Annotated in this window: 13 protein-coding genes; 7 read left to right on the top strand and 6 right to left on the bottom strand. The window is 67.2% G+C overall.

The features are described 5' to 3' along the window. Positions 1–7: 7 nt before the first annotated feature. Entirely contained in the window at positions 8–1,366 is a 1,359-nt protein-coding gene (locus tag OSB52_RS05745) for a TrkH family potassium uptake protein (RefSeq protein ID WP_266060662.1), read from the top strand. Positions 1,367–1,391: 25 nt separating this feature from the next. Then, complete coding sequence (locus OSB52_RS05740; RefSeq protein ID WP_266060660.1) at positions 1,392–2,030, top strand: potassium channel family protein; 639 nt, start codon at positions 1,392–1,394, stop codon at positions 2,028–2,030. Between the two features lie 9 nt (positions 2,031–2,039). Here OSB52_RS05740 and OSB52_RS05735 read toward each other — a convergent pair whose 3' ends face one another. Together OSB52_RS05735 and OSB52_RS05730 are read right to left on the bottom strand one after the other, a co-directional pair. Then, positions 2,040–2,726: a hypothetical protein gene (locus tag OSB52_RS05735; protein ID WP_372512339.1), complete on the bottom strand. Its 687-nt coding sequence runs from the start codon at positions 2,724–2,726 to the stop codon at positions 2,040–2,042. A gap of 70 nt (positions 2,727–2,796) precedes the next feature. Next, entirely contained in the window at positions 2,797–3,588 is a 792-nt protein-coding gene (locus OSB52_RS05730) for an SDR family oxidoreductase (protein ID WP_266060658.1), read from the bottom strand. A gap of 293 nt (positions 3,589–3,881) precedes the next feature. Here OSB52_RS05730 and OSB52_RS05725 point away from each other — a divergent pair, with 293 nt between their 5' ends. After that, positions 3,882–4,019 (top strand): hypothetical protein, encoded by a 138-nt coding sequence (locus tag OSB52_RS05725; protein WP_266060657.1) that lies wholly within the window; start codon positions 3,882–3,884, stop codon positions 4,017–4,019. Positions 4,020–4,101: 82 nt separating this feature from the next. Here OSB52_RS05725 and OSB52_RS05720 read toward each other — a convergent pair whose 3' ends face one another. The 3 genes from OSB52_RS05720 to rnhA all read right to left on the bottom strand — a co-directional run bounded on the left by OSB52_RS05720 (position 4,102) and on the right by rnhA (position 5,801). Continuing rightward, on the bottom strand, positions 4,102–4,308 hold the full coding sequence (locus tag OSB52_RS05720; RefSeq protein ID WP_266060655.1) for a cold-shock protein: 207 nt from the start codon (positions 4,306–4,308) through the stop codon (positions 4,102–4,104). A 123-nt stretch (positions 4,309–4,431) separates the two neighbouring features. Next, positions 4,432–5,364, bottom strand: coding sequence for an NAD(P)-dependent oxidoreductase (locus OSB52_RS05715; protein ID WP_266060654.1), 933 nt, complete (start codon positions 5,362–5,364; stop codon positions 4,432–4,434). Then, on the bottom strand, positions 5,361–5,801 hold the full coding sequence (gene rnhA, locus OSB52_RS05710) for a ribonuclease HI (RefSeq protein ID WP_266060881.1): 441 nt from the start codon (positions 5,799–5,801) through the stop codon (positions 5,361–5,363). Before rnhA ends, OSB52_RS05715 begins: the two co-directional genes overlap by 4 nt. A 179-nt stretch (positions 5,802–5,980) precedes the next feature. On the opposite strand from rnhA, the gene OSB52_RS05705 reads away from it, so the two are divergent. Beyond that, positions 5,981–6,748 (top strand): methyltransferase domain-containing protein, encoded by a 768-nt coding sequence (locus OSB52_RS05705; RefSeq protein ID WP_266060653.1) that lies wholly within the window; start codon positions 5,981–5,983, stop codon positions 6,746–6,748. A gap of 120 nt (positions 6,749–6,868) precedes the next feature. Continuing rightward, positions 6,869–8,206 (top strand): magnesium transporter, encoded by a 1,338-nt coding sequence (gene mgtE / locus OSB52_RS05700; RefSeq protein ID WP_372512338.1) that lies wholly within the window; start codon positions 6,869–6,871, stop codon positions 8,204–8,206. A gap of 21 nt (positions 8,207–8,227) precedes the next feature. Here the strand turns inward: mgtE and OSB52_RS05695 are convergent, their stop codons facing one another. Then, positions 8,228–9,460 carry a citrate synthase gene (locus tag OSB52_RS05695; protein ID WP_266060652.1) on the bottom strand — a complete coding sequence of 411 codons (1,233 nt, stop codon included), beginning with the start codon at positions 9,458–9,460 and terminating at the stop codon, positions 8,228–8,230. A gap of 94 nt (positions 9,461–9,554) precedes the next feature. Here OSB52_RS05695 and OSB52_RS05690 point away from each other — a divergent pair, with 94 nt between their 5' ends. Continuing rightward, on the top strand, positions 9,555–10,679 hold the full coding sequence (locus OSB52_RS05690) for a citrate/2-methylcitrate synthase (protein WP_266060651.1): 1,125 nt from the start codon (positions 9,555–9,557) through the stop codon (positions 10,677–10,679). A 149-nt stretch (positions 10,680–10,828) separates the two neighbouring features. Further along, complete coding sequence (locus tag OSB52_RS05685; RefSeq protein WP_266060649.1) at positions 10,829–12,055, top strand: glycoside hydrolase family 183 protein; 1,227 nt, start codon at positions 10,829–10,831, stop codon at positions 12,053–12,055. Positions 12,056–12,119: the final 64 nt, after the last annotated feature.

Here is a 12,119-nt window from a genome sequence, read left to right as displayed (position 1 = left end):
GCCGACGATGCGCCTGCTGACGCCGCAGCATCCGGCGCGCCTGGTCGCCATCGGATTCGCCCTCGCGGTGGCGGTGGGCACCGTGTTGCTGATGTTGCCGATCGCCACCGAGAGCGGCGACTCGGCCCCACCGGTGACCGCGCTGTTCACCGCGACCTCGGCGGTGTGCGTGACCGGGCTTGTCGTGGTCGACACCGGCTCGTACTGGTCGACCTTCGGTGAGCTGGTCATCCTCGCCCTCATCCAGGTCGGCGGTCTGGGCATCATGACCCTCGCGTCACTACTCGGATTGCTCGTCGCCCGCCGGATGGGCTTGCGGATGCAACTCGTCGCGCAGGCCGAGACCAAATCCCTACGCCTCGGCGAGAGCAAACGGGTCGTCGTCGGCGTCATCGCGCTCAGCCTGGCGGTGGAGGCGGTCATCGCCGCAGTGCTCACCGGCCGGTTTCTGACCGGATACGACGAGAGCTTCGGACGAGCCCTGTATCTCGGGATCTTCCATTCGGTCTCGGCGTACAACAACGCCGGGTTCTCGTTGTATCCCGACAGCTTGGTCCCCTTCGCCACCGATCTGTGGATCATCGCACCCATCGTCGTCGGGTTCGTCTTCGGCGGCCTGGGATTCCCTGTCATGTTCGAGGCCGGCCGACACCTACTGCACTGGCTGCGCCGTGCCGAAGAGCGCATCACCGGATGGTCGCTGCACACCAAGATCACCGTGTGGACCTACGCCGGCCTCGCGCTGCTGGGGGCGGTGTCCATCACGGCCATCGAATGGTCCAATGCCGCCACGCTCGGGCCGCTGGACGGTGTGGGCAAGCTGGTGACCGGCGTGTTCGCCGGGCTGTCGCCGCGTACCGCAGGTTTCAACTCGATCGACGTGGGCGCGATGCATCCGTCGTCCCTGTTGATCACCGACATGCTGATGTTCGTCGGCGGCGGCAGCGCCGGCACCGCCGGCGGCATCAAGGTCACCACCTTCGCACTGCTGGCCTTCGTGGTGATCGCCGAAGTGCGCGGTGAACCGAGCGTGCACGTGGTGGGTCGCAAACTCGCACCGGCGGTGCAGCGCCAGGCCATCACGGTGGTGCTACTCGGCGCCGGCGCGGTGATCGTCGGCACTCTGGCGATCATGCTGATGACCGAATATCGGTTGGAAGTCGTGATGTTCGAGGTGGTCTCCGCATTCGCGACGGTCGGCCTGTCCACCGGCATCACCGCCGACCTGCCCGCCGGCGCACAGGTGCTGCTCGTAGTGTTGATGTTCATCGGCCGGCTCGGACCGATCACACTCGCCACCGCACTCGCCCTGCGTGAACGCACCCGCCGGTACGAGTACCCAGAGGAAAGGCCGATCGTTGGCTAACAGCAAGACTCGACACGGAACCCGCGTGGCCGTCATCGGCCTCGGACGGTTCGGCACATCGCTGGCGCGCGAACTGGTCAAGCAGGGTTCCGAAGTACTCGGCATCGACGCAGACCCGCGCAATGTCCAACGGTGCGCCGACGATCTGACGCACACGGCGGTCGCCGACACCACCGACCGCGAGGCCCTCGATCAGCTCGGTGTACCCGAATTCCGACTCGCTGTGGTCGGCATCGGCTCCGACCTGGAGTCCAGCATCCTGACCACATCGCTGTTGGCCGACTTCCGAATTCCGCGGATCTGGGCGAAGGCCACCAGCCGCCAGCACGGGCGCATCCTCGAACGGGTCGGCGCCCACAATGTGGTGCTGCCCGAACACGACATGGGCGAGCGCGTCGCACATCTGGTGACCGGCCGGATGCTGGACTTCATCCAGTTCGACGAGGATTTCGCGATGGTCAAGACACTCGCGCCGTCGGCGATCACCGGAAAGACGTTGTCGGCGAGCCGATTGCGCACCAAATTCGACATCACCGTGGTCGCCATCAAGCGTCCCGGCGCCGAATTCACCTATGCGACCGAGGACAGTGCGGTTTCGGCGGGTGACATGCTGGTGGTGGCCGGGCGCACCGCCGAAGTGGAGAGGTTCGCCGATCTGGCGTGACCCGACAGTTCAGTCCGAGTGGCCGTGCCCCGGTTCCAACGCGCCGGCGATCCGCCGTTCGAGTTGCTGCGCTGCGGCCGGCGGCACCACGATCAGACCCTCGAGTTCGTCGCGCGCCTTGCGATAGGCGGCCTGACGCTCGGCCGCAGTCGCCCCGGCGTCAGCGGCCACCGCCACCAGCCGACGGGCCCGTTCCAGGCGCTCTCGTTCGAACGGGGTGAAGTCGGACTGTCGGCGGCGGCGCGCCTCCCGCTCGGCGGCGTCGAAGGCGGTCGCGTAGTCGCTCACGGCATCGCGGTACTCCGCGAAGGCCGCGGGTTCCAGCAGTTCATCGGGATCGGCCGGCCGCAGATCATCGGCACGCACCTTGGCGCGGTGAAACGCCAGGGTCAACGGCTCGCGCAGATCGGTCATCATCGGGTACTCGATGAGGGTGGCGAGGTCGAGTTCGTAGCCGAACCAGCGATCGTTCACGTCGTCGTGCCGGGCGAGGGCCTTGGCGATGGCGGCGGTGCTCATCTGGGTGATCCGCAGTTCCTCGGCCCGCGACGACGCCCTGATCCGCTCGAGTTCGATCTTGTCGCGGCGACGCTTCTCGTTGTATGCGGCAATTCGGGCGGCCCAGCCCCCGACGACACCGCCGATCGGGAAGATCAGCCACCAGAAATCGCCGATGGAGCCCATGAAGCCACCCACGGTTCAATGCTACCGACCGCCCGTGACCCGCGATCCGTAGTACGAACCGGCGAAATCCGCCCGGTTCGTACTACAGATCCGGGATCGGCAGATCCAGGTTCGGAGTGACGATTCCGCCGTCGACCTCGATGATCTTGCCGGTCAGATACGACCCGGCCGGCGAGGCGAGGAACAGCGCGGCGGCCGCCACATCCTCCGGCTCGCCGAGCCGGTGTAGCGGCGTGGTCGACTCGATCTGGGTGCGCATGTTCTCGTCGTCGGCGACCACATCGAGGGCCGACGTCAGGATCGCGCCCGGCGCTATGCCGTTGACCCGGATCTTCGGGTTGAGATCCATCGCGATGAGTCGGGTGTATTGGGCCAGTGCACCTTTGGCCGTTCCGTACGCCGCGTAGGCACGGCCGGGGGCCCGCCCCACCGTCGAGGTGATGTTGATGACCGCACCGCCGTCGGCATTGTCGAGCATATGCGGGACCGCCGCCAGGATCAGCGCGTGCGCGTTGGTGACGTTGAAGTCGAAGGCCTGCGTCAGATGTTTGGGCTTGGTGTCGAGCAACGGCCGCGGCATCGCACCACCGACGTTGTTGACGACGATGTCGAGCCGTCCGAGATCGTCGACGGCGGTCTGCGCGAGGCCTGCGGCGGTGTCGGGGTCGGACAGGTCGGCCGCCACCACCGTGGCGCGGCGTCCGACCTCGCGGATGCGAGCGGCCACCTTGTCGAGTTCGCCTTCGCTGCGTGCCGAGATCACCACGTCGGCACCCGCCTCGGCGAAGGCGACCGCGATCGCGGCCCCCAGGCCACGCCCGGCGCCCGTCACGACCGCCACCTTGTCTTCGATACGGAATCTGTCGAGGATCACGCCCTCGAGGATGCCACCTATCCGCCAAAATGAGAACACGTTCTACTTCGAAATGTGGGGTCTGCCGCGTGTGTGCGCTGCGCTCACCATGCTGTGCCCTACACTGAAACCACTCTCATCGCGTCGCACGGCATAGTCATCCGTTACCCGATTCGGGCGGAACGCACTCTCCTCACGTGTCCGCTCGTCCCAGATGTACCGAGATGATCGGGCCCGCCAGTCGCACGGCGATGACCGCACCGACCCGTACCTCGGCCAGCCGGCCCCGGTCGAACCCTCGTGAACGGACGGACATGAACGACTACGACCCGCTCTTCTCACATGCTTCCGAGACCACCAACGCCTCGGACCCGCAGACCACCGCCACCACGGACCTGTTCTTCTCGGCCACCACTACGCAACAGACCAGCGGTGGGCACAGCGCCGAGTAATCCGCCGAGGCAAGCGACCGGCTCGGAGACGACAAACGCCGCCCGAGTTGATCGGGCGGCGTCGGTACGAAAGCGGTGCTCGTCAGAGGGTGGTCACCGAAGTGGCCTGCGGCCCCTTGGGTCCCTGCTCCACCTCGAACTCGACACGCTGCTGCTCGTCGAGGGTGCGGAATCCACTGGTCTGGATGGCCGAGTAGTGAACGAAGACGTCACCGTCGGTGCTGTTGTCGGGAGCGATGAAGCCGAAGCCCTTTTCGCTGTTGAACCATTTGACGGTTCCCTGTGCCATGATGCGGGTACTTCTCTCTATATGCAGTCGGGCGCCAGTCGGCGCCCGAGCGACCATTGTGGCACATCAACCACCGTTTCCCGGAATCGGTCGACGACACCTCTCGCCCACGCACGGAGTAGCTCAGTAGTCCTGCCCCGGACGCACCACCGCCAGCAAGTCCTCCCCGGACCGATACCGCCGGAGGTTCTCGGCCATCCACGGCGCCATTGCGCGTGTCAGCCCTGAAGCCGGATTTGCGACATGCGGAGTGATGATGACGTTGGGCAGCGACCACAGTGCGTCGTCGGCCGCCGGGGGTTCGGGATCGGTGACGTCGAGCGCCGCACCGGCGATCTCGCCGGTGCGTAACGCTTCGATCAGGGCTACCTGATCCACCAGCGGTCCGCGCGCCACGTTGACGATCCACGCATGGGAGGGCAATGCGGCCAACGACTGCGCATCGATCAGGTGATGGGTCGCAGCGGTGGCGGGCGCGGCGAGGACGACGTGATCGGTCTGCGCCCACACCTCGTCGGTGCGATCGGACGCCACGGTCAGCGCGGCGCCCTCGACCGGCCGGCCGGAGCGGTTGACGGCGATGGAGCGAGCCCCGCACGCCGACAGTCGCGGGATCAGCGACGCGGCGATCCCGCCCGCCCCAATGATCGCCACCGTGGACCCGTGCAGGGACCGGACCGAGGTGTCGATGCGTTCTTTGTCCCAGTGCCGGAGTACCGCCGTATTGATCTGGCGCAGCCCGGCCAACAGCAGGCCAAGCGCATGCTCGGCGACGTTGTCGGCGTAGAAGCCCGAGGCATTGGTCCACACCCGGCGATCGTCGATGACGTCGGCGGCGACGTACTCCTCGATACCTGCGGTCTTGAGCGCGACCCACTCGATGTCGTCGTCGAGGTCGGGAAAGTCGGCGACCGCGCCAATCCACACCAGCACCCGGGCATCGGCGAGATCCACCACGCGGCCGCCGGCCGACTCCACGGCGGACACCAGGTGCTCGTCACGGTTCGGCTCGACCGCCACCGGAATCGCGGCGGCGTCGGTCTTTGCGGGGCTCACTTGCGCGCCTCGACGATCCCGCGGGCGGCGGAGGTGGCCAGTTCGTCGGCGATCTCGTTGTAGTGGTCCCCCGAGTGTCCCTTCACCCATTTCCACGTCACCTCGTGGCGTTTCTCCTCCTCGATGAGGCGGCGCCACAGGTCGGCGTTCTTCACCGGCTTCTTGTCGGAGGTCTTCCACCCGTTGCGCTGCCAGCCGGCCACCCATTTGGTGATGCCGTTACGCACATAATTCGAGTCCGTGTAGATGATGACCGTGGAGGGCCGGGTCAGCGCCGCGAGCCCCTCGATGGCGCCGGTCAGCTCCATCTTGTTGTTGGTGGTGGCCGGATCGGCCCCGGACAGTCGCTTCTCGCGTCCGCGGTGACGCAGAATGGCTCCCCAACCACCGGGGCCCGGATTACCCAGGCATGCACCGTCGGTGGAGATCTCGACCACGTCGTGTGGCTCGGTCGTCTCCGACGGGAGAAGGTCGGTGGACGGTTCGTCGGGGGTGGGTTCGAACAGGGCGTCGGTCACTCACCGAAGGGTACTGCACGGGTGCCAGCGGCCGTGCCGAGGAGTTTGACGGTCATCGAGGCCTGCCGCCGACGCGCGCTGACGCCTAGTCTTGAAGCATGCAGACCTGGGATCCGGACCGTTACCTGCAATTCGCCGACGCTCGTGCCCGCCCCTTCCTCGATCTCATCGCCCAGGTACCGACCGCACCGACCACCATCGTCGACCTCGGCTGCGGACCCGGCCACCTGACCCGCCACCTACGAGCTCTGTGGCCCGAATCCCAGATCCTGGGGATCGACTCGTCGCCGCGCATGATCGAGAAAGCCTTCCGCGAGAACACCGATCCACATGCGAATTACGACATCGCCGATGCCGCCGACTGGTCGCCCAATCAGCCGGTCGATCTGATCGTGTCCAACGCGATGTTCCAGTGGCTGCCCGACCCGATGGCGGTCATCGACCGCCTGCTCGGCCACCTCAACGACGGCGGCGTCTTCGCGGTCCAGGTCCCGGACAACACCAGCTCGCCGATGCACCGCGAGCTCCGCGACCTCGCCGACGACCCCCGCTTCGCCGAACAACTGCACGACGTGCGGCGGATGCCCGGTTTCGACCCGGCCGACCTGCTCGCCTTCTTCACCGAGCGTGGCTTCACCACCAATACGTGGTCGACCACGTATCTGCACGTGCTGCACGGCGACGACCCCGTGTACGACTGGAGCGCGGGGAGCACCGCGCGGCCCTACCTGACCGCCCTGGACGACGACGACTGCGAGACCTTCATGGCCGAGTACAAGCAGCGCCTGCGCGACGCCTACCCACCGCAATCGGTGGGCACGGTGCTGCCGTTCCAGCGGACCTTCGCGGTCGCCACGCCGTTCTGAGCCGCGCTGGTGCCGACAATGGACACGGCGTCGTCGAAATCGTGACAACTGTGCGGCGGCGACGGGACACGTCACCCCTCGGCAACCGTCCGTACACGCCACAGCCATACGTTGCGGTGCGTGATCACCACAGCTGCCGATCGGATCGGCCACCTCGTCCGAGCCGGCGACCTCCCGGCCGTCGCGGCGGATCTACAGGCCATGCCATCCGACGACGTGGCCGCCCTCATCGAACAACTCCCGCGGCGGCACCGCGGCGTGACTTTTCGACTGCTCGGTAAAGAGGCCGCCAACGCCGTTTTCGACGCACTTCCCCCGCCATTCCAGCGTGGCCTGGTGGAGGAACTCGGGACCGCCGAGGTCGCCTCGGCCTTCCGCGAACTCGATCCCGACGACCGCGCAGAACTCCTCGACGAACTCCCTGCATCGGTCGCCAAGGCGCTCGTGCGCGGGCTGTCGCCCGGCGAGCGGGAGATCACCGGAATCGTCCTCGGGTACCCGCGCGGGTCGGTCGGCCGCCGCATGAGCCCGGAGTTCGTCCACGCATACCCGGACGAGACCGTGGCACAGGCGCTCGATCGGATACGCACGAACGGCCGCGACGCCGAGACGATCTACGCCGTGCCGGTCGTCGACCGCGGGCGCCGACTCTGCGGCATGCTCTCCCTGCGTGATCTCCTGCTCGCCGACCCGGAATCGCAGCCGGGCGAACACATGTCGGAACCGATCTACGCGCACGCGCTCGACGACGCCGAACCCGCCTCGTTCCGATGTGTGGAGCGGGGCATCCTGGCCATGCCGGTGGTGGATTCGGAGAACCGCCTGGTGGGAGTCCTCACCATCGACGATGCCGTCGACGTCGTCGAACAGGCGCGCGATGTCGACGAGGCGCGCAGCGGTGCCCGCGAACGCCTCGAGGAACCCTACCTCGTCTCATCGATCCTCAGCATCACGCGGGCACGCATCGTCTGGCTGTTCGTGCTCGCGGTATCGGCGATTCTGACCGTCAATGTGCTGGAGATCTTCGAGGGCACCCTCGAACAGGAAGTCGCGCTGGCACTGTTCATCCCGCTGCTCACCGGAATCGGCGGCAATACCGGGTCGCAGGCCGCCACCACCATCACCCGTGCGCTGGCGGTCCACGAGCTCGCACCGCGGGATGTCCTGCGCGTCGCAGGTAAGGAGATCCGGGTCGGCGTCACGTTGGGGACATTCCTGGGCACAGTCGGTTTCGCGGTCGCCGCGGCCGTCTACGGTCTCGACATCGGCATCGTGATCGGCACGACCATCCTCGCCATCTGCGCGCTGGCGGCCACGGTCGGCGGGATCATGCCGTTGATCGCCCGCATCTGTCGGGTCGATCCCGCGGTGTTCTCCACACCGTTCATCTCCACGTTCTGCGACGCCACCGGACTCATCATCTATTTCACCATCGCCAAGTCGGTGCTGGGCATCTGAGGGCGCCGAGTCCGGCGACGCTCAGTACTTCGTCGGGCGAACACCGGTGTAGACCCCTTCGGGCCGGAACCGCAGCCGGGTTTCGTGAAACTCCTCGAGTGCGTGTGCCGTCCAACCGGCCATCCGAGCCACCGCGAAGATGGCCTCGGCGGCGTCGGGCCGCATCCGATGGGCAAGTGCGAGTGCTGCGAGCGCCAGATCCGAGTTCACGAATGTATCCGACGGCAGGCGACGCTCGATCTCCTCGAGCGCATCGACAACCCTCGGATCGGCGGTCGACGAGGTGCACAGCATCTCGATGAGCACGTCGGCGCGCGGATCACGACGGCGGTACACGATGTGTCCGGTGCCGGGGATCGGGCCGCCGAGATACATCTGGTCGGCCATCGCCGCACGCGGATCAGCGACGGCGCCGGCCAGCATCCGGTAGGCGAATGTCGTTGCGCCACCGTGTATCGGCCCATCGAATGCCCCGAGCCCCGCGCTCAGGACCGCGTACACGTTGCCGCGCGCACTGGCCGCCACGCGGGCCGCGACCGCGCCCGCCGACAGGTCGTGGTCGGCGAGCAACACCAGTGCGGCGTCGAGCACGCGGATCGTCTCGGCGGTGGCCGGCTCGGCGGTGAGACACGGCCACAGCCGTTGGGCCAGAGCGCCGTTCGACGACACACTGCCGGGCGACAGCACGTCGACCGCGGCGGCGATGGTGGTGGCTGCGGCGGTGGTCACCGCGGACCGGGCCCGGTCGTGACGTTGCGCGTCGCGCGCACCCAAGACGTCGGTGGTGAGCCGGATCAGGTCGAGCCCGCGGGCGTGCGGACCGGCGAGGGAAACGATCGAATCCCTTGCCGCCGAGTCGATTCGGGACAACGAATCCCAGTCGACCTCGTTGTCCCACAACATGTTCGCCACCTTCTCGAATGACACGGTCCGCGCAAGGTCGGCCGCGTCACACCCGCGGTAGTACAGGTCATCGTCCTGCAGCAGGGTCAGTTGTGTGCGAATACGTTCGACGACCCCCGCCGGCGCCCTACGCACCCGCCCCGACATCAGTGCTTCCACCTCGTCGACGCCGAACACGCTCCCGTCGACTCCGTCGATGCGCACACTGGTCATCCGACCGCGACTCACGTAGGCGTACACAGTGGCCGTCTTGACCCCGAGCAGCTTCGCGACCTGCTCGGTGGTCAGGTAGTCGCGGCCATCGTGCCGGATCGGCTTCGGGAATCGGCGGGTGTGGGTCCGAGGCGCCATACATTGATGAAATCAACATTGACCCTATCGATCAATACTCGCATCGTGGCAGGTGAGGCGACCTCGACTCGCCGAACACGAACGGAGACCTACGATGAACCAACTGATCGCCCCCGAAGGCCTGGCGAATGTGGTCGTCGCCGACACCGAGATCGGCGACGTCCGCGGCGACGAGGGCTTCTACCACTACCGTGAGCATTCGGCGATCGACCTCGCGCGGACGCGGTCATTCGAGGAGGTCTGGTACCTGTTCGTCCACGGCGCACTTCCCGATGCACATCAGCTCACGCAGTTCCGCAACACGACAGCGCAATTGCGTCCACTCCCGGACGAGTTGGCCGGCCTGCTGCGCGCATCGGCCCTGCTCGGCGACGGCCGCGACACCCTCGCGGGCCTGCGGACGGTGTTGTCGGCGGCCGGTCCCGCACTCGGGGTCGCGCCCTTGTGGGAGAGCGATGCCGATTCCATCCGCCACGACTCGATGCGGGCGGCAGCGATGACACCGACAATCCTGGCTGCGCTGCACCGGATTCGCAGCGGCGAGGACCCGGTCGAACCCGACCCGGAGCTGCCGGTCGCCGCCAACTGGCTGTACCAGTTGACCGGACGCCGCGCCCCGGACGAGCACGTGCGGGCCGTCGAGCAGTATCTGATCGCGACGATCGATCACGGGTTCAACGCCTCCACGTTCACTGCCCGGGTCATCGCATCCACCGGTGCCGACGTCCACGCGGCCGTCTGTGGTGCGCTGGGCGCGTTCTCGGGTCCGCTGCACGGCGGGGCACCCGACCGGGCGTTGGATTCGCTCGACGAGATCGCCCGCCACGGTGACGCCACCGCCTGGGCGCGGGAACAGATCGCCGACCGCCGCCGCATCATGGGCTTCGGCCACGCGGTGTACCGCACGGTCGATCCGCGGTCGGAGTTGCTGCGCGAGATCGCCCTCGGCCTCGGCGGCCCCACCGTCGAACGAGCCGTCGAGGTGGAGCGTCAGGTGGTCGACGTCCTGCGTGAAGCGCACCCCGACCAACCCCGGTACGCCAACGTCGAGTTCTATGCGGGCGTCGTGATGGATGCCTGCGGGGTCCCCAGGTCCATGTTCACGCCCACCTTCGCCGTCAGCCGGGTGGTGGGTTGGTGCGCCAACATCGCCGAGCAGGCCCGCTCGCGCAAGATCATCCGGCCTCGCGCGCGGTATGTGGGTCCCGCGCCCCGCTGACCTGCGGCAGCTTTCGGTCACGCCTACATCTCGGTTCGGCTCGGGATCTGTGGACCTCGATCAACATCTGTAACACTGGCACCACAGTCGCCGGGTGTGCAGGGGGTCTCATGGTCAGCCGACATGTACTTGTCACCGGGCCGGTGGTCATGGCGCTCGCAGTGAGCGCCATCGCCGTCGGTCCGGCTGCGCCCGCGCACGCATCGATCTGCAGTGCCGTCGGATTCCACGGCGGCGACGTCGGCAGCACCGGCAGCAGTGGCTCCGGTGAGATCGGCCTCGGCAGTGCCGACTTCGGCAGTTACCGCGCGAACGGCAAGAAACCACAAGGACCGCTGGCCAGATTGCGGGGTGCCAGCACCGCCGTCGCGTGGGTCACCGGACCGCGCAGCCGCAACCGTACCGATCAGCGGTTCTCCATCACCGCCACCGACGTCGGGGTGCCGTGGGACAACGGGTCCGGTCAGGTGTTGATGGCCTTCGGCGACACGTGGGGTCGGTGCGCGGGGCAAATGGTGTGGCGCCACAACACCCTGCTGCGCAGCGACGCAGACGCGAACCTGGACAAGGGCATCACTTTCCCGGATGCCATCCCCGGGTCGGTGCGTTCGGGAGCGTCGGTGACACCCCAGCATCCGACATTCGCCCAACCCATGCTCAACGCGATCGGTGTGCGCAACATCGAGGTCGGCAAGATCCCGACAGGCGGCATCGCGATCAACGGCGTCCAGTACATGAGCTACATGTCCATCCGTCGGTGGCTGTCGCCCGGCCGGTGGGCGACCGGGTACTCGGCGATCGCGGTGTCGCGTGACAACGGCCAGACCTGGGTCACCGACAATCGAACCATTCGGATGAACGCCGATGTGACCGTTCCCGGGGTTCGTCAGATCGCTGCGGGGCACGGGCGTTTCCAGATGGGCGCATTCCTGCGGTCGGGTGATTACGTCTATCAGTACGGCACTCCGAGCGGACGATTCGGCGCCGCCTTCGTCGCCCGGGTCCGTCCCGCCGACATCCTCGATCTGAGCCGCTATCAGTACTACCGCGGTGGCGGGACGTGGTCGGCGGAGCCGGCCGCCGCGGCGCCCATCGTCCGCCAGCCGGTCAGCGAGATGTCGGTGGCGTACAACACCTTCCTGAAACGATTCGTGATGCTCACCGAGCAGGTCGGCAGCGTCATGATGCGTACCGCGCCGACGCCGGTGGGCCCGTGGAGCGGTCCGAAGGTGATCGTGCCCGCCGCTCAGACCAAGGGCCTGTACGCGCCCTACATCCATCCTCGTGCGACCGGACAGCAGCTGTATTTCGTGGCGTCCCGATGGGACGACTACAACGTGATGCTGATCCGCACCGATCTCGCGAAGGTCCGTTGACAACCGACGGCGACTCGACCGATCGCATGGCCGGGGTGGGGGCATCGGCGTAACGTCGAGCGTG

This window comes from Gordonia aquimaris, from assembly GCF_026262595.1.
Lineage (GTDB): Bacteria > Actinomycetota > Actinomycetes > Mycobacteriales > Mycobacteriaceae > Gordonia > Gordonia tangerina.
The sequence above is the reverse complement of the archived record's forward strand: the minus strand, read 5'-3'. Positions and strand labels throughout refer to the sequence as shown.

Coding starts and splice junctions, on each gene's coding strand:
- OSB52_RS05745 (WP_266060662.1), top strand. CDS start 8: ATGCGCCTGCTGACGCCGCAGCATCCGGCGCGCCTGGTCGCCATCGGA.
- OSB52_RS05725 (WP_266060657.1), top strand. CDS start 3,882: ATGAACGACTACGACCCGCTCTTCTCACATGCTTCCGAGACCACCAAC.
- OSB52_RS05720 (WP_266060655.1), bottom strand. CDS start 4,308: ATGGCACAGGGAACCGTCAAATGGTTCAACAGCGAAAAGGGCTTCGGC.
- OSB52_RS05705 (WP_266060653.1), top strand. CDS start 5,981: ATGCAGACCTGGGATCCGGACCGTTACCTGCAATTCGCCGACGCTCGT.
- OSB52_RS05695 (WP_266060652.1), bottom strand. CDS start 9,460: ATGGCGCCTCGGACCCACACCCGCCGATTCCCGAAGCCGATCCGGCAC.
- OSB52_RS05690 (WP_266060651.1), top strand. CDS start 9,555: ATGAACCAACTGATCGCCCCCGAAGGCCTGGCGAATGTGGTCGTCGCC.
- OSB52_RS05685 (WP_266060649.1), top strand. CDS start 10,829: ATGGCGCTCGCAGTGAGCGCCATCGCCGTCGGTCCGGCTGCGCCCGCG.